Annotated in this window: 15 protein-coding genes and 2 pseudogenes; 6 read left to right on the top strand and 11 right to left on the bottom strand. The window is 68.0% G+C overall.

Annotated features, from left to right (window positions below; translation table 11 throughout):
• Positions 1–143: 143 nt before the first annotated feature.
• The 5 genes and pseudogenes from ACZ69M_RS48235 to ACZ69M_RS48255 all read right to left on the bottom strand — a co-directional run bounded on the left by ACZ69M_RS48235 (position 144) and on the right by ACZ69M_RS48255 (position 3,468).
• Positions 144–1,001 (bottom strand): fumarylacetoacetate hydrolase family protein, encoded by an 858-nt coding sequence (locus ACZ69M_RS48235; RefSeq protein ID WP_470060064.1) that lies wholly within the window; start codon positions 999–1,001, stop codon positions 144–146.
• A gap of 125 nt (positions 1,002–1,126) precedes the next feature.
• Positions 1,127–1,834, bottom strand: a complete 708-nt coding sequence (locus ACZ69M_RS48240) for a YidC/Oxa1 family membrane protein insertase (RefSeq protein ID WP_470060091.1) — start codon at positions 1,832–1,834, stop codon at positions 1,127–1,129.
• 176 nt (positions 1,835–2,010) lie between these two features.
• Positions 2,011–2,337 (bottom strand): DUF6412 domain-containing protein, encoded by a 327-nt coding sequence (locus ACZ69M_RS48245; RefSeq protein WP_470060065.1) that lies wholly within the window; start codon positions 2,335–2,337, stop codon positions 2,011–2,013.
• 99 nt (positions 2,338–2,436) lie between these two features.
• Positions 2,437–2,611, bottom strand: a pseudogene (locus ACZ69M_RS48250) (winged helix-turn-helix transcriptional regulator); the annotation flags it as partial.
• A gap of 20 nt (positions 2,612–2,631) precedes the next feature.
• Positions 2,632–3,468 carry a class E sortase gene (locus ACZ69M_RS48255; protein WP_470060066.1) on the bottom strand — a complete coding sequence of 279 codons (837 nt, stop codon included), beginning with the start codon at positions 3,466–3,468 and terminating at the stop codon, positions 2,632–2,634.
• A 187-nt stretch (positions 3,469–3,655) separates the two neighbouring features.
• On the opposite strand from ACZ69M_RS48255, the gene ACZ69M_RS48260 reads away from it, so the two are divergent.
• Together ACZ69M_RS48260 and ACZ69M_RS48265 are read left to right on the top strand one after the other, a co-directional pair.
• Positions 3,656–4,675, top strand: coding sequence for an SEC-C metal-binding domain-containing protein (locus ACZ69M_RS48260; protein WP_470060067.1), 1,020 nt, complete (start codon positions 3,656–3,658; stop codon positions 4,673–4,675).
• A gap of 251 nt (positions 4,676–4,926) precedes the next feature.
• Positions 4,927–6,504, top strand: a complete 1,578-nt coding sequence (locus ACZ69M_RS48265) for a substrate-binding domain-containing protein (protein ID WP_470060068.1) — start codon at positions 4,927–4,929, stop codon at positions 6,502–6,504.
• A 573-nt stretch (positions 6,505–7,077) separates the two neighbouring features.
• Here the strand turns inward: ACZ69M_RS48265 and ACZ69M_RS48270 are convergent.
• Positions 7,078–7,299: pseudogene (locus ACZ69M_RS48270) on the bottom strand (hypothetical protein); the annotation flags it as partial.
• Here ACZ69M_RS48270 and ACZ69M_RS48275 point away from each other — a divergent pair.
• From ACZ69M_RS48275 to ACZ69M_RS48290, 4 genes are all read left to right on the top strand, one after another.
• Positions 7,276–8,208: a hypothetical protein gene (locus ACZ69M_RS48275; RefSeq protein ID WP_470060069.1), complete on the top strand. Its 933-nt coding sequence runs from the start codon at positions 7,276–7,278 to the stop codon at positions 8,206–8,208. The pseudogene ACZ69M_RS48270 and the gene ACZ69M_RS48275 sit on opposite strands and share 24 nt — an antisense overlap.
• Before the next feature lie 54 nt (positions 8,209–8,262).
• Complete coding sequence (locus tag ACZ69M_RS48280; RefSeq protein WP_470060070.1) at positions 8,263–8,664, top strand: very short patch repair endonuclease; 402 nt, start codon at positions 8,263–8,265, stop codon at positions 8,662–8,664.
• Complete coding sequence (locus tag ACZ69M_RS48285; protein ID WP_470060071.1) at positions 8,661–9,632, top strand: DNA cytosine methyltransferase; 972 nt, start codon at positions 8,661–8,663, stop codon at positions 9,630–9,632. Before ACZ69M_RS48280 ends, ACZ69M_RS48285 begins: the two co-directional genes overlap by 4 nt.
• A 97-nt stretch (positions 9,633–9,729) precedes the next feature.
• Positions 9,730–10,971 (top strand): DNA cytosine methyltransferase, encoded by a 1,242-nt coding sequence (locus tag ACZ69M_RS48290; protein ID WP_470060072.1) that lies wholly within the window; start codon positions 9,730–9,732, stop codon positions 10,969–10,971.
• Between the two features lie 221 nt (positions 10,972–11,192).
• Here ACZ69M_RS48290 and drmB read toward each other — a convergent pair whose 3' ends face one another.
• The 5 genes from drmB to ACZ69M_RS48315 all read right to left on the bottom strand — a co-directional run bounded on the left by drmB (position 11,193) and on the right by ACZ69M_RS48315 (position 23,530).
• Positions 11,193–13,049 (bottom strand): DrmB family protein, encoded by a 1,857-nt coding sequence (gene drmB, locus ACZ69M_RS48295; RefSeq protein ID WP_470060073.1) that lies wholly within the window; start codon positions 13,047–13,049, stop codon positions 11,193–11,195.
• A gap of 3 nt (positions 13,050–13,052) precedes the next feature.
• Positions 13,053–16,307 (bottom strand): helicase-related protein, encoded by a 3,255-nt coding sequence (locus ACZ69M_RS48300; protein WP_470060074.1) that lies wholly within the window; start codon positions 16,305–16,307, stop codon positions 13,053–13,055.
• A complete protein-coding gene (locus ACZ69M_RS48305; protein WP_470060075.1) occupies positions 16,304–18,220 on the bottom strand; it encodes a UvrD-helicase domain-containing protein in 1,917 nt (638 codons plus the stop codon). The genes ACZ69M_RS48300 and ACZ69M_RS48305 overlap by 4 nt, the downstream gene beginning before the upstream one ends.
• Positions 18,217–23,016, bottom strand: coding sequence for a DEAD/DEAH box helicase (locus ACZ69M_RS48310; protein ID WP_470060076.1), 4,800 nt, complete (start codon positions 23,014–23,016; stop codon positions 18,217–18,219). Before ACZ69M_RS48310 ends, ACZ69M_RS48305 begins: the two co-directional genes overlap by 4 nt.
• 127 nt (positions 23,017–23,143) lie before the next feature.
• Positions 23,144–23,530, bottom strand: coding sequence for a hypothetical protein (locus ACZ69M_RS48315; protein ID WP_470060077.1), 387 nt, complete (start codon positions 23,528–23,530; stop codon positions 23,144–23,146).
• Positions 23,531–23,634: the final 104 nt, after the last annotated feature.

Genomic DNA, 23,634 nt, shown 5'->3' on the forward strand with positions numbered 1-23,634 from the left:
CGACCTTTCGGGGGCGCGGGGAACTGCGCAAACTTTCAGGGGCGCGGGGAACTGCGCAAACTTTCAGGGGCGCGGGGAACTGCGCGACCAGCCACAGCGAACCGGCACCCGACAACGCACCCCCGCCCACCCCAACGGAGTGCCTACGCCGGTTTGAACTCCTGCCGCTGCCGCCCCAACCCCCCGATCTCCAGCTCCACCACATCTCCGGCCCGCAGATACGGCTTCGGCTCCGGCTGCCCCAAGGCAACCCCCGCCGGCGTCCCCGTATTGATGACGTCCCCCGGATAGAGCGTCATGAACTGACTGACGTACCGGACCACTTCCGCCACCGAAAAGATCTGCTCGGCCGTGGTCCCGTCCTGCTTCAGGTCACCGTTCACCCACAGCTTCAGCGAAAGATCCTGCGGGTCGGAAACCTCGTCCGCCGTCACCAGCCACGGCCCCAGCGGATTGAACGTCTCGCAGTTCTTGCCCTTGTCCCACGTCCCCCCGCGCTCGATCTGGAACTCCCGCTCGGAGACGTCGTGCGCCACCGCGTACCCCGCGACACGCGCGAGCGCCTCCTCGTGCGACTCCAGATAGCGGGCGGTACGCCCGATGACGACCGCGAGTTCGACCTCCCAGTCGGTCTTGACCGACCCGCGCGGCACGAGCACGGTGTCGTCCGGCCCGACCACCGTGTCCGCCGCCTTGAAGAAGATCACCGGCTCGGCGGGCGGCTCGGCCCCGGTCTCGCGGGCGTGGTCGTGGTAGTTGAGCCCGATGCAGACGATCTTGCCGATCCGGGCCAGCGGCGGCCCGACGCGCAGCCCGTCCGCGTCCAGCACGGGCAGTTCCCCCGACTCACCGGCCGCACGGACCCGCCCGAGCGCCGCGTCGTCGGCGAGCAGCGCCCCGTCGATGTCCGGCACGACTCCCGACAGATCCCGGAGAACCCCTTCGGCGTCGAGCAGCGCGGGCCGCTCCGATCCCGCCGTACCGACTCGCAGCAGCTTCATGATCACAGTCTCCCTCGATCGCGGGCAGCCACCGACGGGTGCAGCCATCGGAGGACTGGTCGATCCTCCAAGCTGTTCGTCCACTCCGCAATACCCCGTTCACGGACTGGACCGCCGCCACACCCTCAGGAATACAGGACCGCCCGCTCCACGGCACTCCAGGCCGTACTGGTCACCACGTACAACGCGGCGGCCAGCGGCACCACCGCCACGGTGATCAGCGTGAAGAAGGACAGGAACGGCACAAACGCACTCACCGCACCGAGGCCGGGCACCTCCGCCCCGCCGACCGCAGGCGCCGAGGCGGCCATCGTCCGCTTCGTACGGCGGTAGTTGAAGGTGGCGACCCCGGCGACGACCGCGAACAGACCGAGGTAGACGAGCCCGGCGGCACCGAACACTCCACCGCCCCCGAGCGCGTCGACCCACCGGTCACCGAGCGGCGCGGCGAACAGCTGGTGGCCCAGCAGCTCATTGTCCTCGCCGCCGACGGTGGAACTGGAGAACAGGTGGTAGAGAAGAAAGAAGGCCGGCAGCTGAAGGAGCCCGGGCAGAATCCCGGACAGCGGCGACACCTTCTCCTTCTCGTGCAGTTCCAGCATCGCCTTCCGCATCCTCTCGGGATCCTTCCGGTACTTCTTGCGCAGCTCGGCGAGCCGCGGCTGCAACGCGGCGCGCGCCCGCTGTCCCCGCGCCGCCGCTCGGGACAGGGGATGCACGAGCAGCCGTACGAGCGCGGTGAACAGGACGATCGCGGCGGCGGCAGCGGCAGCGTGGAACAGCGGTTCGAGCAGATCGGCGAGCCGCTCGACCAGCCCGGCGAAGGCGGACATGAGTGTGGGCGTGAAAGCAGACATGGATGCGGACATGGATGCGGGCATGGAGGCGGACATGGGTGAGCCCTCCGGGGGTCTCGTCGTGCCGGAATGAGAAGTGACGCGTCGGCATGACGACCCGCGCGGGGTACGCAGACAAGGGTGCTACGACTGGTGAGTCCCTGTGGAGATCCCTACGCGGAGGCCGTCAGGAGGGCCCACCCGGGCGCTCGGGGGCGCGGACGCCCCGAGGCGTCGGGATCGCGTTGCGGCAGGAACGCCGTACGGTGCTCACGGTCGCGGATCGCCGTACGAACCCGCGTACGCGGGACGGCGGACGCGCGGCGCGAGCCGATGAGGGTGCAGACGGCGAGCGCGGCCCCTGCCGCGGCGGTCGCGGTGAACGCGACGGCGACGGCCGCCGGGAGGCTGCCGACGTCCAGCACGGCGAGTTCGAGGAACAGCACGAGCAGAAGGGCGACAGGGCGCAGATTTCGCGCGTTCGCCAAGCTCCGGACCACGGACCGCCCCTCCTCTCGCCCTCTCGTACGCGGGCTCACGTCCCCCCGTACCTGTTCACGCGTGACCAGTGTCTGCCTTATGCGTGACCGATGTCGGCCTTACACGTGACCGGTGTCGATCGGCTCCAGCAGCCGCTTCGGCCTCAGCAGCACACGGCTGACCGGATCCGCCGGGTCCGGATCAAGTCCGGGTCCCGGCACCATTTCGACGTCCGGGACGGGTACGACGGTTCCCACACGTGGCACATTCGCCGTACGAGCCGGACCGTTCCCCGGACCGGACGGTGACCGCGGTCAACGGGGGCGCATGGAGGTCAACTTTCCCCACACCACGAGCCGATACCGGGAGGTGTACTCGGGCGTGCAGGTGGTGAGGGTGATGTAGTACCCCGGCGCGCTGTACCCGTAGGCGGGCCGAACGGTACTGCGCGGCACCTCCCGAATGACCCCTCCGTCATGCGCGGAGGTCTGCGGAAGCGTCTTGTCCACGACGTAGACGTAGCGCCCCGCCGCCGTCTCGACATCGATCTCGTCCCCCCGCCGCAGCCGGTTGATGTACCGGAACGGCTCCCCATGAGTGTTCCGATGTCCCGCGAGCGCGAAGTTCCCCGCCTGTCCGGCCTGTTGGGTGTGCGGGTAGTGCCCGACGTACCCCTTGTTGAGGACATCCCGCTTGCCGACCCCCTCCGCGACCGGCACACGCAGACCGAGCCGGGGAATGGAGAGCACGGCGTACGCCTGGGACGACCCGGGCGTTCCCTGCGCCCGCCCACTCGCGGTGGAGGCCCCGGAGCCACCCCCACCTGACACATCACCACCCCCCGCCGAGCCACCCGAACCACTCCCCGCACCCGACACCCCCGCCCCCTGCTCCTTCCCCTCCCCCTCCCCCTCCCCGCTCCCCCACTCCTTCTCCAACGCCTGGACCTTCCTCTCGGCGCCCTCCCGGGCCTGCCGATTGGTCCACCAGAGCTGATGCACGACGAGAAGCAGGAGAAGGAGGCCGACGGTGACAAGAACCTCGCCCCCGCCCCACACCACCCGCCGATACGTGGCACGCCGCCGCCGAGTGCCGTGATCCACGACACCGGGAGCCCCGAGGCCGCGCCGCACGATGCCGGGAGCCCGCATACCGACGCCTCGCCTCCTTGACCGCCTCGCCTCCTGACCGGGCCCGCAAGATAAGGGCTGCGCCCCGAACTCACCAGCCCCATGACCGCCCGAACCGTTCGTCGGCACCCCGGGGCACCAAAGAGATCCCGCCCTCTGGCCTGCAGGTATCTCTCCCTCGTACGGCATCGGCAGTACGGTGTCCCCCATGCGCCCCGACACGTCTGCCGAGCACGTCGACCACCACGCCGAAGCAGCGCGCCTGGAGCGGACCGCAGGCCTCTACCCCGAGGACGCCGAACACCTGCTCGTGCAGGCCGCGGCCCACCTCGAACTGGCCGGCGACCGCCCCGGAGCCACCGCGCTCTACGACCGCCTGCTGTCGTCCTCGACCCCCCTGGAGCACCCCCACCTGGTCCGCGCCCTCAAGGCGTCGAACCTGTGGGAGTACGGCCACGAGGCCGAGGCCCGGGCGATCATCGACGGCATCCGCGCCGCGTCCCCCCGGGACCCGGCCCCCTGGGTGATCGTGGCCGAGGCCCTGGAGTCCCACGACGAGCTGGAAGCGGCGCAGGAGACGTTCACCGCGGCCGCCCAACTCCTCCTGTCGGACACGTCGGAGCCCCCGTACGCCACCCACCCCCTCCTCTTCGGTCGCCACCGCGTCCGCCGCATGCTCGGCGAGGCCCACGACAACTGGGACACCCTGGCCGACACCCTCCACTCGTCCCCGGTCTCCCTGGACGAACTCCACGACCCGAAGCGCGTCTGGTCCCTCGGCTCGGACAACCCCGCCGAACTCCAGGCGGAGATCTCCCGTCTGAGGGCGGAGCTGGGCACGTTCAGGGAGGCGCTGTCCCGCCCGTTCCCGGTGGCGATCCTCCACTGGCCGACCACCGAACTGACGGAACTCCTGACGGCGTACCCCACCCTCTCCGCCGACTACCCGTCCCACGAGGAACACCTCGCGACGATAGAGGCGTCGCTACGGGAACTGGCGACTTCCGGCACCCCGAACCTCGGCATCGTCACCGGAACTGTCCCGTCCTACGAGGCCTTCGCCGCCTCGGAGGCCTCCTCCCCGTCGGACGCGACCCTGCTCCCGCAGTACGCGACGACGCTGGCGGCCAGGGGGCTGGCGGTGGCTTGGCCGCCGCAGCGGGGCGTCGAGTGCTGGTGCGGGTCGGAGCGGGGTTACGGGGAGTGCCACGGAACCACCGCCGAGTAGCCTCCACCGAGTAACCACCTCCGCGTAACCACCTCCGCGTAACGCGACTCTCTTGCCCGGGCTCCGGAGCCGGGAGAACCACGTTTGCCCTCCCGGCTCTCAAAGTCATTCCGTCGCTCTGCTCGGCAAACCCCCGGTGTCCCAGGTGACGCCCCGGTGAAATCAATCGCAAGGATCTGAGTACCCCCGGTACTCCGGGAACCCGCCCGCCACCATGGCCCTCCCAGCCCCTTCTTCTGCGGGAGTCGACCGTGAACGGTTCCTGGCAACTCGCGTTCGCCGTAGTGGGCTTGGCCCTTCCCGGGATCGCGGCGCTCTGGGAGTTCGTCCTGGTCGGCCGCAAACGGCTCGGCTACCGGGTCCAGATGGACACCACCGCCCGGGACGAACGCGCCTTACCGTACGCCGGGGTGCTTCAGCAGATGCAGCGGACCAACGGCGGGCCGCTGCGTGACCCGTCCTTCGTGCTGCTGCGGATCGAGAACAGCGGCTGGGCCCCCATCGTGGAGAACAGCTATCTGGCGCCCGACCGGGGCCACGCGGGTATCCAGGTCAAATGCCGGGGCCGCCGCGTCGTCGGCATGGTCGTGACCGAGCTCAGCCGCAACGAGCTGCGCGGCTTCTTCACGCCGAGCACCGACGAGCAGCACCCCACACCGCACGTCCCCGGCCTCGGTGTCACCGACGGCGTCATCGAACTGCCCAAGGTGAAACTGAACCGCGGCGACCACTACAAGGTGCTGGCGGTCCTGGAACGCGAGGAGAGCTTCACTGACGAGGAGTTCCCCGAGCCCGAGGTCGTCGCGAGCATCGTGGGCGGAGTACGCCGCGGGAAGATCAAGAAGACCGAGTACTACCCGTTCGCCTCGAAGCCGGTCAGGTGGGTGCTCGCCCTCCTCGTCATGGTCAGCGCCGTCCAGTCCATCCTTACGTTCACCAGGCACGATGCCACGGCCGCACCACTGGACTGCGCCACCGGGACACTCACCCTGTCCGGCTCCACCGCGTTCGCACCAGTGCTCCAGGAGGCGGCGAAGCAGTACCACAAGACCTGCCCCGACGCCTTCATCCCCATCACCAACGACACGTTCCACGGCAGCGTGTCGGGGCTCGACGCCCTCGCCGCGGCGGGCCGGGAGACCAAACTGACAGGCAGCCAGGGACTCGGCGACCGGCTGGCGTTCAGCGACGGCCCCAAGAGCGACGGCCGTCCGCAACTGCTCCCCAGACCCGTCGCCCTGTCCCTGTTCGTCCTGGTCGTCAACAAGGACGCCGGCGTCCAGGACCTGTCCCTGAAACAGATCAGGGACATCTACGCCGGAAAGATCACCAACTGGAACCAGGTGAAGGGCAACAACGTGCCCATCCACCTCGTCAGCCGCAACCCCGGCTCAGGCACCCGGACCACCCTGGAACACCAAGTGCTGGCCGACAGGCCCCTGTTGGCGGTCACCGCGAACGACTGCACGGCGCTGGACGAGACCAAGCCCGGCCGCTGCGAGGTCAGCGACACCGAAACCCTCCTGAGCACCGTGGCCTCAACACCCGGAGCCCTCGGCCACAGCGAGGTCGGCGCCGCCACCGCACACGACGACGTCCAGCAGATCCGCATCGACGGCTACCCCGCCACCCTCGAAGGCGCGGACGAGGGCGCATACCCGTACTGGCAGACCGAGTACGCGTACACCTACGGAGAGCCGCCCGCGGACTCCCTCGCCGCGGGATTCCTGCGCTACCTCGCCAACGAGGTCGGCAAGGACATCATCCGCTCCCACGGCGACCGCCCGTGCGCCGAACTGGCCAAGCCGCTGCTCTGCCGTCCCAGTTAGCCTCGGTATTCCACGCGCCTCGGCGGTGAGGCCACAGCCATTGAAAGAGTCATCGAAAAATGGGCAGTGGGCTGGGGGGCTGTGTGCTGTGCACTATGGCCGAGCTCACCGCCTCGGCACCGGCTTTGTCAGGCGACACAGTGGTGGTTCTTCCAACCCGCCCTGTATCCAGTCCTGTAGCCCGCCTTGTAGGACGTTGAGCCCACAACCGAGGGCACGTGCAGATAGCAGCCGTAGTCGCCCGACCCATCGTAGTAACCTCGACGGTAACCTCGCTGCCAGTCCTGATGTGAGTTGCTCGGTTTCGAGGCAGGACTCAGGGTGTCCGCGACCGACGCCTTCAAAGTCGCCGATTGCGGGACAACAGCAGCCTCGGCAACGGCTGGTGACAGCGCCAGCGAGACAAGAAGAAGCAAGGCGAGAACGCCGAAGCATCGCCTAAGGTTGCGCTTTGCCATTTTCATGGTTGTCGCCTTCGGTGATGTACGCATCCCCGAACTTGCGGGGTTGCGAAATTTCTGCCCCCACTTCGATCGTCCCCCTCTATCCCCTCATACGCCACCTGATCCGGTCCTACTCGCGTGCCGCGCCCTCCGGCCACAGCACGTGAACCGGGACCCCGTTCCGTTCGGCGTACGCCACCACATCGGCAGTGCCCCCGTACCCCCACGCCGGTTTCCCGTCCCAGACAGCGAACAGTTCCTCGGCCAATCCCACCAGGATCTCGCTGCCCACCATGTGCGCTTCCGAGTCCGACACCGTCATGCCCGAGTGGTGCACCCGTGCCGCACGACGCATCCGGTCGACCTCTACGAGGCCTTCGAGGCGATCTGCCGCGACGAGGAACTCTTCCGCGCCGAGCTGGCCCGCTACGCGCCCTTGGTGGACGGCCGCCCGCAGGTCACCCCCGCCCAGATACCGCCACTGGTGGCCCAGCATCTGCCGTGGGTGAAGCCGTCTGCTCGGAACAAGATGTTCAATACGGAGTTGGTGGAGGTGCGGTCGCCGGGAACCTGGGTGGAGCCGACCGCCTACCCGGAGACCTCGCAGGGGCTGGCCCACAACACCGAGTGCTGGGAGCCGGTGTTCGCCGCGCTGGGTCAGGACCCGGTGCGTCTGTCGGTCGGGGACGGCCCAGTGTACGAAGCGCGCGTGAGGGCGGTCTCGCACGAGACGCTGACAAAGGTGCTGTGCGATCTGCGGTGGTCGATCCCGAGCCAGTTCTCGCCGCACCTGGAGTTCCTGATGGAGGCGGGGCAGCAGCCGACGACGATCGACGACTGGCTCGTGATCACGCCGTTGCAGACCTCCGCCAGGCGCGTGGAGGCCCGCATCCTGGGGCACGGCCCGTTCACCCCGGCCCGCCGTACCCGCCGGCGGGGCTCGATCTTCGGCGCGCTCAGTGAGCCCAAGCACCGCGCCGCCGCCCTGCGCATCGCAGGCGCCGTCGGGACCGCCGGGAACGCGACGGTCGAGCAGCACGTCCGCCCGCGCCGAGGTGCACTGCTGCTCTACCCGGTGATCGAGTCCGAGCACCGCCTCGCCTCCGACGGGGCAATGGGCCCTGGTGACCTCGTGATGGCCTTCTCCTTCGTCGCCCCGAAGTCGTCGGTGGGATCCGAGCGCCCGCTGGTCCGGTTCCGCGCGGTCGACTCGAGCTGGCAGGATGCAGTGGTCATCGACCGAGACGACGTACGTTCTTGAGGCTCGACAACAGTGGACAACGTAAGGCCCTCCTCTCCCGGCGTCTCCGCACGCATGTCCCGACAGGCCAGCAAGGACACGAGCGCCGAACTGGCCGTGCGGCAATTGCTGCACGCGGCGGGCCTGCGCTATCGCGTGGAGTACCCCGTGCCGGGCATGGCGCGGCGGCGCATCGACGTGGCCTTCACCCGGGCCAAGGTGGCCGTTCTGATCGACGGGTGCTTCTGGCACGGCTGCCCCGAGCACGCGACGCAGCCGAAGTCGAACGCAGAGTGGTGGCGGCACAAGCTGGACCGCAACATGGCGCGTGACACGGAGACCACCGAGCACCTCGTGGCCGCCGGGTGGGAGGTCCTGCGGTTCTGGGAGCATGAAGCGCCGGAGGATGTGGCCCTGCGCGTCGCGGCGGCGGTGACGCGACGCAGAGCCCAACGGGGACGGGGGACGAATCGATGAGCGGGCTGACCTTTGTGGACGTGTGCTCCGGGGCGGGTGGACTGGCCCTGGGACTGGAGCAGGCCGGCTTCGAGCCGACACTGCTCCTGGACGAGGACGCTGATGCCTGCCGGACCCTACGGGCCAACCGACCGCACTGGAACGTGCTTCAAGGGGACCTTCTGGACCTCGACCCGAGCGAGCACCCGGAGAGCTATGACGTGGACCTGCTGTCCGCGGGACTGCCGCGGGTGAAGTCCAATGCCACTGCCGCACGGACCGAGTCGGGAGAGGAGGAGCGGCTGCTGAAGGCCGCCGTCTACCTCGCCCACGCGGTCAGGCCTCGGGCCATGGTCGTCGAGAACGTGCCCGCCCTCGCGGACTCCGACAGGCTCCACGACTTCCGCGAGTTCGCCCGCGCCGAACTGGAGCATCTCGGTTACGAGTTCACCTGGTTCGTCCTCAACGCCGCCGACTTCGGAGTGCCGCAGGACCGCAAGCAGGGAGTGCTGGTGGCGCTCAAGAAGCGGTGGTTCCCGGCCTTTCGGCCGCCCTCTCGGACCGTGACGGATCATGTGTCGGCCGGCGAAGCCCTGGCACCTTCCATGCGGTCGCGTGGCTGGAAAGACGCCGACCGATGGGCGGCCCAGGCGGCCACCGTGGCTCCGACGCTGGTCGGCGGGTCGAAGAATCGCGGTGGGGCCGACCTGGGCCCGGCCGGAACCAAGCGGAAGTGGGAGAAAATGGGGGTGAACGGCCACTCGCTGGGCGATGAGATCCCCGGACGGGACTTCACGTGGACGCCGGAACTCGGCAAGGACCACATGGTGCGGCTCACGGTGGACCAGACAGCCCTGCTCCAGAGCTTCCCGAAGGACTGGGAGATCACCGGAAAGAAGACGGCCCGCTACCGGCAGGTCGGCCACGCCTCCCCGCCGCCGGTGGGCGAGGCACTGGGCTTGGCCATAGCCCACGCGCTCCGTTCCTGAACGAAGATTTTCCTGGTCAGGGCATAAATGGCGGGCGCCAGAAGGTCTGCCTGATACCCGCAAACGCAGGACGCCCGGCCGGCTACACTTGCACCCCATGACCCGAGCACCACATCCGGACGCGGACGCGTTCATGAACGCGAACCAGGATCCACCCGTGATCGTCGATCTCTTCGCGGGGCCGGGTGGCCTGGACATCGCAGCCGAGATGCTCGGAGTACGCGCTATCGGTGTGGAGTGGGAGAAATCGACCCGCGCGACCCGGCACGCCGCCGGTCTACGCACCACCGAGGTGGGCGACGTGGCGAAGCTGAACCCGCTCGACCCCGAGGTTCGCTCTGCCCGCGTCCTCACCGGAGGTCCGCCCTGCCAGACCTACTCGGTGGCGGGTAACCGGGAGGGACACAAAGCCCTCGACGAGGTGCTGGACCTGGCCCAGCTCGTGGGAGACAGCACGACCGTCGGGAAGCTGGAGAAGGCATGGGCGGAGGTGGAGCGGAGAGCCGTCGACCTGGAATGGGCCGACGAGCGCACCGGACTCGTGCTCCAACCGCTTCGGTGGATCGTCGAGAAGAAGCTCAAGTCCGATCCCTATGAGGTTGTGGTACTGGAGCAGGTCCCAACCGTCCTCCCCGTATGGAAGAAGTACTGCGAGATCCTTTGCGAGCTCGGGTACGACGCGGATTGCGAGATGCTGCACACCGAGGAATACGGGGTGCCACAGACACGTCGTCGCGCGGTGCTGATCGCCCGTTACCGGGGGGCTGGCAGAGGCCGCAGTGTCGAGTTCCCGCCGCTGACGCATCAGCGCTATCGCAAGGGGGCGAAGCGCCTCTCCGCGGTGGAGGAATCCGAGGTGCAGACACCTGCCCTCCAGCAGAGCCCGCTCTTCGGTGCCCCGGCCTCCCACTCGGTGAAGCCATGGGTCTCCATGGGCGACGCGCTCAAGGACTCTCGTTCAACGGACTTCGTCGTCCGCTCCAACTACGGGTCGGGGGGTGATCCCAAGAAGCGAGGACTCCGCGCCTCCGACGCGCCGGCGGCCACGGTCACCGGCAAGGTGCGCCGAAACACAGTGCACGACCTCAAGGGCTACAACGCGGACGGTGAGCCCGAACTGGGTCCGGAACAGGAGCGGTTCACGTTCCGCGAGGCCGGACTGCTGCAGACCTTTCCGGCCGAGTACCCCTGGCGAGGCACCGACGTCGCGCAGCAGATCGGCAACGCGATCCCGCCGCTCCTGGCCGTGCACGTCCTGTGCACGGCACTGGAGCTGGACGAGAGCCGCAAAGAACGAGCCATCGAGGCGCTGAAGTCCTGGCGCCCTCCCCACCTGTAGGACTAGGACGAAGGGCGGATCACTCCTCCTCCGGGCCCTCCTCGCTCTCTTCCGTCCTTCGTACGGGCGCGTCCGCGAACAGCTCCGCGAAATGGTCCGCCAGGCGCTCCACCGAATCCTCGGGGGCACGCCCCTCAGCAGGCCCGACAGGAAGAGGGCGGTGTACGGCCAAGCCCCTCTCGCCTGGCCGGTGTACGTGCCGGCCCCGGACGGCCAGGGCGTCAGTGAGTGAAGAAGCCTGGCACTCGACCGTCCGGTGTCCCGACGAGGGCTGCCCGGTCGAGCAGGATGTTGTTGTTCTCGCAGCTCGTCTCGGGGAGCAGCAGACAGGCATGGCAGGCGGCCACGTTCAGGCTGTCAGCGCCGCTCGACTCGGACTCCATGCACAGGGGGTCGTTCGAGCACCAGCTCGCTCTGTGCAGGGCAGCCCGAAGTGAGGCTTCGAGACGATCTGGTTCACCCTGGGCGACGACGCCGCCGAGGCTGCCGGCGGAGTCGCTGGTGGCCGTGTAGACGAGTACGCCTGCCATGTCTTCCTCTCCGTAGATCCGCTCGCGAAGGGAAGCTGCCGGGTAACCGCCGTCCAGGCTCCATTCGTTGATCAGTATGTGTGCCAGGGCATGCAGAAGGAGAAAACGGGGCGTAGCGGGTGAGGGCGGAACCGGCTTGCCCGAGTCACCAATACGTGCTGACAGCAGCCTCTCGTGATTTTCCCGGATCAGGGTGGCGCGAGCGACTTGCCCCGGTTCCTGCTCCCAGATTCGCAGCCGCTCAGGGTCGAGACGAACGAACACCCCTTCACCGCTCACTTCGAAGGCCGGCAGCCAGCTCGGCCGGTCCAGTGAGATCGCGGCCTCGCGCCGTGGGGAGTCCGCCGGACTCGGTTCCTCCACGCGCCGGAACGACTGCAGTGCCCGAACCTCGCGCAGCCGCTTGATCAGCATCACCTGAGCCAAGCCATGGGATGAGAGCAGAGCGCCGATCGGGGCGGTGGGGGGCTCGCAGACGAACTCTTGCTCTTGGTCCGCGACTTCGGGGTGCGGCGTGGACAGGCTCTGGTACTCGCCCTCGTAGATCTCCTGCCGGTAGTTGCGTGCGCGCTTGGCAATCTCCGTTCCATCGGCCGGCTCCGTCTCGGCGGCCTCGGCCGCGCGCCGCCGCTCGACCTCGGCCACTACGTCGTTCCCGGTGTACTCCGGGTGGTGACGCAGCAGTTTCTGCATGCGCACGTACGCCTGGATCGAGGCGGCATCCTCATGTTTGAAGATCTCGTAGTACGGCGCGACGAGCTTGGCGATGCCCTGGCTCCACGGGGGGATGGACAGAGCCGAGTACATGACCGGGAACCACACCGAGGAGGAACCGCGCTGGAGGGTGCGCGGTGGCTCCTGGCAGCTCACGGCCGGAGCGTCCTTGAGCCAGGGGCTACGGCCGGCGCACCGGATGCCGAGGTCCTTGAGGGCCTGTCGTCGGAACGACCCCTCCATGGACACCTCCTCCACCCCACAACTGCAACCGATCAACACGGCACGCAGCGATGCGGTCGAGCCGTCGGCCCGGAACGTCAGTTGCCCTCCGCAAGCCCCGGATGTCGTCCGGTTGCCCCGATGGAGCCACTTCCAGTAGGGGAAGTCCTCCAGATGGCCGTGCGTGCACGCGATCACGAAACGGGACGGGACCAGGTTCTCCTGACAGGTCGAGCACTCGGCCCGACCCGCGGGCGAGTTGAACTTGCGGAAGGGCTGCAGTTGATGGCAGTGGGGGCATGAGTACATCTCCGGGAAGCGCACTGCCCGTACGCCGTCCCGAGCCTTGTCGGGATCGGGAGCCGGTGGCATCCGGAAGCCGGAAACGCCCAACTGCCAGGCCAGACGGGGCTCCGAGATGACGGGAGCCTCGGAGATGTCCCACGAGTCGATGCCGCGGACGAGGAAGGACTCGTTCTCCACCGCGATCATGGCTCCGACGCCGTACGTCGTGATGAGCTGGGCCCGGCGGATCTCTCCGAGCTTGCGGGCGTTACGGGCCGGGGTCGACGGGAGGCCGCGGCGACGGGTGCGGGGCGGGGCGGGGCTCATGGTTCAGCGCTCCTCGAAGAAGGTGGACGAGGCGTCGACATCGCGCAGACTCCACAGTGTCTTCCACGGCGAGGCGTCGGCCGACTCGTCGTCGTAGTTGGCCAACAGGGCGGGCACGCGGGAGCCACGCGGAGCCTCGTACACGAGGTTCGGGCTGGCCAGCGCCTCGTCCTGCCACCAACCGACGAAGTCCTCAAAGGCCGCTGTGGTGGACTCGAGCTCGGCCGGCTCGACCGCCGCCACCCGCTCGAGCAGGAGGGTACCGACCGTCTCGCGGAGGTCCATCACGAAGTCCTCTACGCGTGATGCCGCGTCGTTGGCCCGTGCGACCGGCAGCATCAACCGGGCCAGAGCCACCACCACGGCGTGCAGTCCTCGGTCGCGGGCCCGGGCGGAGAAGGGGGTCACGCTGGTGGACTCCACCTCGCGGTACAGGGCCGAGTGGAAGCTCTGGAAGTCCTCGTAGTGCGAACGGTCCCGTGAGCGAGTGGAGTTGAGCATGATCGCGACGAGACCGGGATGTTGCCGGCCGACCCGGCTCGTCGCCTGGATGTACTCCGCAGTGGTCTGCGGTTGACCCATCACTGCCATCAGCCCCAGTCGGTCCACGTCGACTCCCACGGAGATCATGTTGGTGGCGAGCAGCACGTCGAGTACGTCCGGCATCGGGAGATGTCGTTCCACGGCCTTGAGCCGGCGGGAGATGTCGCTGGAATTCGCCCGGCTGCTCAACTCCGTGAGGGCGTCGGCGCGGCGTACCTTGACTCCGTCACGCAGCGCGAGGTGTCCCAGACGCTCCTGGACGTCGTCGAGGACCTGGAGCTCCGCCGCCGAAAGCAGTCGCAGGCTGTTGAAGTAGCCGATCAGGGTCCAATACGCGTCCTTCACCTCAGGCGGAGCATCATGGGTGTGAGCCCGATGGAGCAGCGACGCGTACACCCGGATCAGCAAGGTGGCCTGGCTGGTGCTGGAGGTCAGCAGGCCGACGTAGCGGCGGGCCGCCTTCCGCTCCCGTGGCGTCTCCACGGCGAACCAGGAATCCCGGGAGTCGAGGCCCGAGGGCGGAAACTGCTCCACCGAACGGGCGAACAGTCGGGTGCCCTGCTCGTCGGCGCGTCGGATGGTCGCGGTCGAGGCGACGACCTTGGGACGATCCGCCAAGGCGTCCACGGCCGTCTCGTACAGACCGGTCAGCGTGCCGAGCGGGCCCGAGATCAGATGGAGCTCGTCCTGGACGATGAGCTCGGGCGGTCGCACTCCGTCCACGTCCCGGTTGAACAGGGCCGCCGACGCGGGTCGCCACGGCATCGAGGCGAACTTGTCGACCGTTGCGATGACCAAGGTCGGTCGATGGGCGTAGATGGCTTCGTCGATGAGGTGTACCGGCAGCCCTCCCCAGTGGAAGTCGCACGTGCCGGAGGGGCAGTTGACGATCATGCGTACGGCGTCCTCATCGACCGAGTAGTCCACCGCCCGCAACGATTCGCCGCACCAAGGGCAGTTGCGCAGTTGGACCGGGTTCTCGGTCTCCAACTGAAAATTTTCGTTGCGCACCAGATCGGCCAGCTTGCTCGTGGCGACGGCCAACGTGTTGGGGGTCGCCGAACGACCCACCCACATGCCGATGGAGATCTCCTCGTGCCCCAGGCTCGCCGGATCGGCTGCCCGCAGTAGTTCCATCGCGCAGATGAGCGCCGCTGCGCGCTCGAACTGTTGGAGGGTGAGTAGCCGGAGCGTGTACCGCATGAGCACCGTGACGCCCGCCCCGTCCTCTCCGTCCCGCAGGCGCCTCAGGAAGGTGGTGAAGGCGATCAGGCCGAGGTACGCCTCCGTCTTGCCACCACCTGTGGGGAACCACAGCAGGTCGGAGACCTTTCGGTCGTCGTGGTCCGGAGCGACGATCCCGGCCAGGCAGAGCAGGATGAAGGCGATCTGGAAGGGCCGCCACCGCCCGGCCTGGCTATCCGGTTCGCCCGACCTGCCGCCTTTGATCCACGCGGTACGTGCCCGCTGGTCGGCCATCGCGAGGTTCGCCAGCTGGAACGCGCGCAGAATGTTCGGCTGCTCCGTGTCCTCCAGCAGATCCACGCCTTCGCGCATCCGGCGCAGTGCTCGTCGGCAGAGGTGGACCTGTTCGGCCGCGATTTCGCCGTGTTCCGTGTCGTGCAACAGGCGGGCCTGAACCTCTTGGGTCTCGATCCACCACTCGTATCCGCTCAGCAAGGCGCGAAGGGCCGAGACGACCTCGTGGGCCGGGTCCGTTCCCAGCCGGTACATGGTCAGCGCCTTGTCGTCGATCTCCGGGTTGGAGTCTGTCAGCAACACCTCCTGGGAGGGGACGAACTCGGTCCGCAGGGTGGTGACGGCCGGACGATCGATCGATACGGATCCCACCGGAGGTGGCGGCCAGTCCCAATGCGCCGCACAGCCATGGCCGGTGGCGAAGCTCGGCGCATGCCGGTACAGGAGGCGGCTCAGCGCATGTTCCGAGTCGACCGCGTCCAGAGCGGTCGGCCGTGCCACGAACACCGGGCTGCTGCCGTCCTCAGCGGTGACGATCAACTCCGGTTGGTAGAAGCAGTGCGCGTCCCGGAGGTCGTACTGCCCGACCTTCAGACTGTTGACGACCGTGGCCGTCACGGTCACCGTCAGGTCCGACTCGGACCGGGGGCGGACCAACACACGCAGTTCCAGACCCGGATGGAGGTCGAAGGGCTTGAGCAGGCCGGGCTGTGCGACGTCCACCTCGACGGGCTCGATGCGCAGGGCGGAACGACGCCAATGTTCCCGCTGGGCCTTCGTGCTCCGTGCTTCGGTCCGTTTGGCGGACACCGGATTCCCCTCGGCGTCCTCGGGACTGTAGACGGCAGCGTGTACGGTCAACCGAATCCGTGCGGACACCCTCGGGTCCACGGCGAATGTCAGGCCGATGGACGACGGCATCCGGACGTTCGCCAGCGAGACGCCCAGATCGCCGGGGCCTTCCTCGGGGTCCCGACGGTTGCCGAGTGGCGCCACGTCGGGCCCGTCCCGCTCGTACTCCAGCTCTCCCTGTTCGACCGGACCATTCTGGGGCGAGATACCGGACCGGTCCGCCTGCGAACGCGGGAACAGCACGCCGACCGGGTACATGGTGATCGGCGCATCGTCCGTGAGAACCTCGTCCGGACCACCCACAGGGCCGAGCAGGTCTTGCCTCAGGGCGCCGACGAGCGAGTCGCACACCTCGTAATGTGCCTGGTGGGTCGCCCCGCTCATCCTTCGTTCCCCTCCTGCCCGTCCGCGTACCACTGGAAGCGCCCCAGACCGCACAACCGGGGTGCGACCCACGCACCGTGTGTACCCAGCCCGGCGGCCTCGGTCGCCGCAGGAATGCCCGCCACGCTCTCCACACATTCGACCCGGAGACCGGTGATCAGCGGAGGCCAGCGATCGACCTCGGAGTGCGCGGTGCGGCGCAGCATACGGTGCAGGTCGGTGCGGAAGCGCTCCGACATCACCGCGATCTGTCGGCCACCGACCACCACCGCGTACGGTGGGGACTGGTCGGCGGCGACGGGGATGCCGTGCAGCAGCACGAGCTGCGCCTCGGCACCGGCGGTGACGTCGGCCAAGAGGTACCGCGACACCTCCGCAGCGTCCTGGTGAATTCCCTCCGTGCCCGGAGGCTGCTCATGGGACACGTCCGAGCCGATCATCTCGATGCCGTTGCGGGCCCAGGTGCTGCGACCACCCAGGTACCAGCGGTCGATCCTCTTGTCCTTCCGGAGGAGCCACGAGTTGGGGGCGTCCAGGACGTACAGATCATCCCGGGCCCGGGTCATGGCCACGTACAGCAGCCGGGCTTCCGCCGCAGGGTCGTAGTCGTACTTCTTCTTCCGGACCTGGGGCGGCTCCCTCAGTACGCGTGGTTCGACGATCAGGACCCGGTCGAACTCCAGGCCCTTGGCCCGGTGCACGGTCGAGATCACGAGCGAGGACGGCTGTGCCGCGGTGAGCTCGTCGGGCAGTCGGCCCTCGGCGAACGCCCGGTGCAGCCCGACGACATCGACGGTGCCGCGACCGCTGCCCCGTGCCACCTTGCGCACCGATCTCCACAGCGCCTCCGATGTACTACCGACCGGGATCTGCAGGTCGACCAACAGTTCTTCGAAGCGCTCCCGGCTCAGAGTGGACGCGCCGGTCGAGGCGAGGAGTTCGGCTATCCACACAGGAGCCGAGCGTTCGCGCGCCGACCGCTGCAGGGTGTGGGGGACATCGGCGTCGGCCAACATGCCGGACAACGTCAGTGCCTGGCCGTTGTCGCGGCACAGGATGGTGGTGGTGTCGGGATAGTCGCGCAGTGCTGCCCGCACGAACTCGTCCTCCAGGCTCCCGAAGTTCGGTGTCGAGAGCAGCAGAGCACGCAGATCACCGTGGATACGCTCGGCCTCGGCGGCGGCCTCGGCCCGATCGCGGGGCAGTCGCTGCAACTGGGTACCGTAGGGCAGGGCCATCCGGGCAACCTCGCTGCGGGCCCGGAAGTTGTCGCCCAGGTGGAGTTCCACCAGGTCCTCACCGAAGGTGGCACGCACCCAGGTCAGGAAGCGGTCGGTCTCCTCGGCCCGCTGATCCGGGTCGGACACCTGGAATCCGTACACCGCCTGAGCCGAATCACCCACCACGGTGAAGCCGCTGTTCTCCTGGAATCGGTCGAGCAGTGCCTCGACCATCTCCCGACGGACACCCACGAGGTCCTGAACCTCATCGATCACCACATGGGCCGGTAGGTACTCGCCGCCCTCGACCGCCCCCTTGTCGATCGCCTCGGTGGCGGCCTCGATACGCTCGTCGAAGGTGTACGCCCCCCAGTCCGTGTCCGGGTAGGCGCGGTTGAGCAGAGCTGCGGCCCAGGCATCGAAGGTCTGCACACGAATCCGCTGCGCGGCGGCGGCATGCCGTTCGATCCGCTCGGTGAGTTCGCGCACGGCGGCACGGGAGAAGCTGAGCACCAGGATCTCCCCGGCCTCCAGTTCCTCGCGCTCCACCAACACGTCGAGCCGCCGCACGAGGGTGTGCGTCTTGCCGGCGCCGGCTCCGGCCGTGACCAACACCCGGGCGTCCCAGGGCTGGTCCACCACGGCCTGCTGCGTGTCGGTGAGTCGATGCTCGGTGAGCGGGGTGACGGTCACTGGCCCTCGCTCCACAGGTACTCGAACTCGGTGAAGGCGAGTTCCTCGCCGAAGTTCGTGATGTTGTCCCGCACGTTCAGGATCAGGCAGCTCTCCTTGCCACCGTTCTTCGGGCCGCGCAGACCGCGTCCGATCATCTGCTGGTAGATGTTCGGGCTGTACGTCGGGCGGGCCACGACCACGACGCGAGTGGCCGGTGCGTCGAATCCCTGGGTGAGCACGCCGTAGTTGGTCAGGACCTGGATCCCGCCCTTGCGGAAGTCGTCGATCCGCTTGCGTCGTTCGTTGGGGGGCGTGGTCGAGTCGATCGCGGCGGCCCTGATGTCCCGGTCACCGAGCTTGGCGGCCAGCAGCTTGGCGTGGGCCACGGAGGTGGCGAACACCAGCACCGGCCAGTCGGAGGGCATGGCGGCGATCTCGTCGACGATGCGCTGGCTGCGTCCGTGGTCCTCGGCCAGCCGCTGCTCGGCGCCCTTGGGCAAGGTGGAGAACTTCTCGGACTGGGCACGCTCGTCCGCCGTCAGCGCGATGTCGGCGCCCACCAGTTCTCGGTGCTTGACCTGGGCAAGGACACCGATCTGCTGCAACCCCTTGATGGCGACGGACAGATCGCCGTCGAAGACGTCGGTGTCGAGGCGGTGGCCGAACCGCTGCACGAGCAGCCGGGTCAGTTCCTCGTTGTTCCGGTACGGGGTCGCGGTGAGTCCGACCAGGTGACGACCGGTACGACGGTGCGTGAGGTCGAGCTGTTCGAGCAACCGTGTGTAGCGCGGAGACATCGCGGTGTGCGCCTCGTCGATGATGACGAGTTCGGCAGCCTCCCTCAACCAGGCGTAGTCCTCCTTTTCCAGGCAACTGTCCAGTTTGGCGTCGGTGGCGACGACCAGGTGCGGGCGTCCGTCGACGGGGGTCGCCTCGTTCGAGGCCCACAGCCGGCTGATGACCAGGGGAAGCTCGGGACCGACCTTCGACCAGACGAACTTCCAGCTCTGCACGGCCTGCTCGCACAGCTCTTCGGTCTGGGCGATCCACAGGACCGGACCGGGCAGATCCTTCCGATCACGGATCCACCGGATCACTCCCTCCGCGGTGACACGCGTCTTGCCGGATCCGGTCGGCAGGCTGAGCATCCCGCGCTGGGGCACCGAGTTCTCCAGCAGAGCGAGCAGCGCCTGCGCGAGTTCCTCCTGGTAGGGGTGCAGGGAAGGGAACTCGGACGGACCGTCGACTTCGAGGCGGGGATCCAGCGAGGGCACCTGGGCGCCCGCGAAGGAGTCCGGGAACCCGAGGTCGGTGACGAAACGCAAGGCCTTCGTGTTCCCGGTGAAGGAGCTGGGGGCGCGGGTGGGGAAGTCCAGAGCGAGATCCCGGGAGTGGACCCGAAGGATCGCTTCGCCGTGGGCGTTGAAAGCCATCTCGGCGACGCGCCGAGGGTTCGGTTCGGCGCCCTGCTCCTGGATCTCGCTCTCCATGAGGCCGGGCGGAAGTTCGCCACGCAGGGCCTCCTCACCGATCAGCAGAGCGATCTTGTCGATGACGCTCTCGCTTTCCCGCACAGCGCGCAGCCGCCCCTGTAGAGCCTGGTCGTGCTCCTGCCTGTCCTGGAGGGCGAGTGCCTGGCTGCAGCCGGCCACGCCGAAGCCCCACTTGAACTCCTCATCGGCGGCCTGCAGAACCTGCAGCCGATCGAGGGAGTCCAGTACGAACAGGGTCTGGCCCTTCTTGGCGAACTTGAGCGACTTGCGCTTGCTGCCCATGGGCGTGCGCACCACCTGCTCGAGCTCGGAGCAGCGCTGGATCTTGTAGCTGCTGCCCGCTTGACCGAGGCGCGCCTTGACCGTCGTGAACTCCTCGAACAGGGACACGGCCCGCCCGGTCTTGATGGTCTCGATCTCTCTGCTGATGACGTCGGAGACCTTGAGCATCCCCCATTCCTCGATCATCTCCTTCGCCGTGGCCACGTCCGCCTTGTCGGTGACCAGGAGCGCGGGGAGGCGCTCACGGACGAGCTCCTTGAACTCCACTTCGTTCAGCGCGACGGCGATCTCGTTGTCAGGGCGTCCTTCCCAGGAGGATCCCACCCGGCAGCGGGTGGGCACGCCTTCCGGGAACTCGAAGCCGACCCTGTGCAGCAGGGCGTACGCACGACCGATGAAAGCGTCGTCCTCGCTCTTGAGCACGAGGTCCAACAGCTTGCCCCAGCGCCGGGTGGGCACCTCGTCGGAGGTCGTGGGCATGTTCAGCTTCCGCGCCGTCTCCTCCGCGATCTCGGCGACGGGGAGCACCGTGCGGAAAGCCTTGAGCTGAGGACCGACGGCCTCGGACACCCGGGTCAGTCCCAAGGAAGTCTTCACGAGGCCATGCTTGGAGATCATCCAACGCAGCGGGGACATCACGGCCTTGCGGGTGCTGGCGGTGGCTCCGTACTGCATCTGCCAGTGCTGCGAGATGTCGGATGCCGGCAGAGCCGCCACGAAGGCGGCGCGGCCCTCCTCGGACAGCGCAGGCAGCAGGTGCAGCGGCCCCAACGTCGCAGCACCCTCGACCGAGAGGCGGGAAATGCTGGGCCGCGGGGCGGCGCTCGGCAGACTGCGCAGGTGCGAGTCGTGGACGACCTGACGGTATTCCTCGAACCACGACTCCTCGTGGGGCCGGTATCCGCCGGTAGGGCGATCGAACAGCCCTAGGTCACGGAAGACCGGTCTGTCGCTCTCGTGGAAATCCAGGTCGACGGCGATGGCCTTGTCGCGGTTTCCGTCGCGAGGCACCACCGGTCCGGGCAGGAGGCAGTCGCGCATCAGCCTGTACCGACCGTCCATGGTACGGACGCGCAGGGTCTTCAGCGGCCTGGGCACCTTGGCACGAATGCGGTCGACGTTCGCGCTACCGCCGGCGCTGCGCAGCAGGATCCAGAAGTTCGACCACGAGTTGTCGTCGTAGTTGTCGAACCCCTGGTCGAGGACGCCCTCGAACCGTCCCTGCGCATCGGCGACCCTGATGCCGATGTTGTGCAGATGCCGCGCCATTTCGGGGCGCTCGGAGATCGCCGGGTGGACGTAGACCATGTCGTCGCGGAGCGTGTCGGCGGAGGTTCGATGGAAGATCTCACCGGCTACGGGGGCGACGACCCCGTGCTCCTCGGTCAGAACGATCCGGGCCTTGCGGGCCTCGGCGGTGAGAGCGGAGTCCTCGCGCAAGCGCGCGGCCTGATCCTTGAGCACCATCAGCGACAGGATCTCGATGGCGTGGCACGAGGCTTCCGCGGAGCCGTCGGCGACGAGCGCCTCGAGCCAATCCTTGACGTTCTCCGACGTCTTCCCGGCCGCGTCGAGGATGTGCGTCATCTTGCCGCGGCGGAGGGCGGTGTCGGAGGCGTCGACGGATGCGTGCACCCAGTTGGTGGGGCGGCCGCTGTACTCCGACCAGATCCGGACCCATTCCTTGTCGAGATTCGACGGCGTGATGAACAGGTCGCGGGGGACCTGGAGTTCGCCGTTCTGGTCAGGCAATGAGGGGCGCTGGGCAGCTGTTTCCCACACTTGCCGGAGGAAGTAGTCGTCGGCCCAGTTGAGCTTCTCCTTGGTGCGGCCCGGCAGCAGGGGAAGATATGCGGCGGGGTCCTCGGCAGGCACGAGCCGGGGCAGGGTATCGACCACCAACCGGGCCGCGACCTGCAGCAGTTCCCGGTTGAAGGGGCTGCCGTCCAGGAGGTGCTGTCTGTCCTCGTTCGTCTTCCATGGGGCGTTCAGGATGCCTGTCAGCGACACCTCGTACTTCGTCGGGAAGAACGCCCAGAACGATCCCCTGCCGACGGGTGTGGTGTACAGGCCGTTGCGGACGGTGTACTCGGGCACCGCCCAGGAGATTTCCAGCACCGGACGGTTGTGCAACTCGCCGGCGGTGTCCGCGACCTTGTCGGTGGGAGAGTGGGCGACGGAGAACACCTTCCACTGCTCAGTGGTCTGCTTGGCGCCGCGTGCCACTTCCTTGAGGGTGCGGTGTACGTCCTTGGATTCGACGGAGATCTCCCGGCGCGCGGGGGGCATGGTGCGCTCGTCGTGCAGGAGCACCTGTCCGACGTGGGAGGAGAACAGCTGGAAGTGGGCAGGGAAGGCTTCCGTCACCCGCCCACTGCGACTCCTGTACCCGCTGATGTCCCGTCCCAGACGCTCTGCGGCACCGGGCATCAGGGGCAGGCGGACGACGGTGGTCGCCCAGCGCAGGAGCTTGTCCAGCACGTCGTCGTCGGCACGTTCCTGTTCGACGTCGAGGGGCCGGGCCATGCGGAGCACCGGGGTGTCCATGTCGATGTCGCCCTGCCGGCCGATGGCCTGGGCGATCTCGGCGGCGGACCATTCCCGGTCGAAGCCGAAACCGAAGGCACCGTTCCCGCTGAAGAACTGGGGCGAGTCGCTCACGGAGAGCACGGACTTGACGCCGACGCCGAAGCGGCCGATCTGCCCCCCGCGCTTCCGCGAGACACTCATGCGCAGGATCGTCTCGGCGCCCTCCGGCGTGACCGGGGTGCCTTCGTTCGCGCAGTAGAGGTGGCTTTCGGTCAGGACGACGTGCAGCTTGCCGCCGGGTGATGCCGCGATCTCGTCCGCCGCGTTCTGGACGAGTTCGAGCAGCTGCCTTTCGCCGTAGCCGCCCTGGGTGATACGACGCTCACCGTTGGCGTGCTCCTGTATCAGTCCCGGGTCGACCTGATACGTCTTCAGGACGGTCGAGGACTGTCGGATCACCGTGTCGATCACGGGCAGGAGCGAAGGGTCGGCCAACTGCCGGTCGGTCATGAGGCACCTGTCTCGAATGAGAGAAACGAACCGAGGACACGTGGGGGGGTACGGGGGTGCCGGTGCATGAGGCCGGCACCCCCGGTGAAACAAATCAGGACAGCCTACGAGGAAAAGCAGAGGGGGATCAGCTGTTGATGGTGGTGACCGTGGTGACGGTCGTGACCGTGGTGAAGGTCGTCGTCACGGTCACGACAGTCGCGGTTCGCTTGGCCGTGCGGATCTTCTTGGTGCGGGTGACCTTGATCCGGTAGGTGCGGGGGCCACCCACGCGCCGAGGGGTGGTGGGGCGGCGAGTGGCGCGGGACGTGCGAGGCACGTGCGGGACGAAGGGGGTGGTCGTCTGCTGCTCCGTGGGCCGACTCTGCGCGCGGCGGGCGAGACGCCGCCGCTCCGACGCCAGAATCTGGGGGTGGATACCGTGACACATCAGAAGCTCGGCGCGGAGATCGGGGTCCTCCGTCCCGTCGTACTCCTTGATGAACCACGCCATCCAGGCCTCATCGTCGTTCATGTGGGTCCCCTCCCTGTGGGCGCGCGCCAACGAGCGCCCGTGACTGGATGACGCATGCAAAGAAAGCTGTGCAACTGGTCTGAGGACAGAGCTCTCCGCCCCCC

The organism is Streptomyces sp. NPDC107454 (assembly GCF_055582885.1).

Excerpts from the sequence above, each read along its gene's own strand:
- ACZ69M_RS48235 (WP_470060064.1), bottom strand. The coding sequence starts at position 1,001 with ATGAAGCTGCTGCGAGTCGGTACGGCGGGATCGGAGCGGCCCGCGCTG.
- ACZ69M_RS48240 (WP_470060091.1), bottom strand. The coding sequence starts at position 1,834 with ATGTCCGCCTTCGCCGGGCTGGTCGAGCGGCTCGCCGATCTGCTCGAA.
- ACZ69M_RS48255 (WP_470060066.1), bottom strand. The coding sequence starts at position 3,468 with ATGCGGGCTCCCGGCATCGTGCGGCGCGGCCTCGGGGCTCCCGGTGTC.
- ACZ69M_RS48260 (WP_470060067.1), top strand. The coding sequence starts at position 3,656 with ATGCGCCCCGACACGTCTGCCGAGCACGTCGACCACCACGCCGAAGCA.
- ACZ69M_RS48280 (WP_470060070.1), top strand. The coding sequence starts at position 8,263 with ATGTCCCGACAGGCCAGCAAGGACACGAGCGCCGAACTGGCCGTGCGG.
- ACZ69M_RS48285 (WP_470060071.1), top strand. The coding sequence starts at position 8,661 with ATGAGCGGGCTGACCTTTGTGGACGTGTGCTCCGGGGCGGGTGGACTG.
- ACZ69M_RS48290 (WP_470060072.1), top strand. The coding sequence starts at position 9,730 with ATGACCCGAGCACCACATCCGGACGCGGACGCGTTCATGAACGCGAAC.
- drmB (WP_470060073.1), bottom strand. The coding sequence starts at position 13,049 with ATGAGCCCCGCCCCGCCCCGCACCCGTCGCCGCGGCCTCCCGTCGACC.
- ACZ69M_RS48300 (WP_470060074.1), bottom strand. The coding sequence starts at position 16,307 with ATGAGCGGGGCGACCCACCAGGCACATTACGAGGTGTGCGACTCGCTC.
- ACZ69M_RS48310 (WP_470060076.1), bottom strand. The coding sequence starts at position 23,016 with ATGACCGACCGGCAGTTGGCCGACCCTTCGCTCCTGCCCGTGATCGAC.
- ACZ69M_RS48315 (WP_470060077.1), bottom strand. The coding sequence starts at position 23,530 with ATGAACGACGATGAGGCCTGGATGGCGTGGTTCATCAAGGAGTACGAC.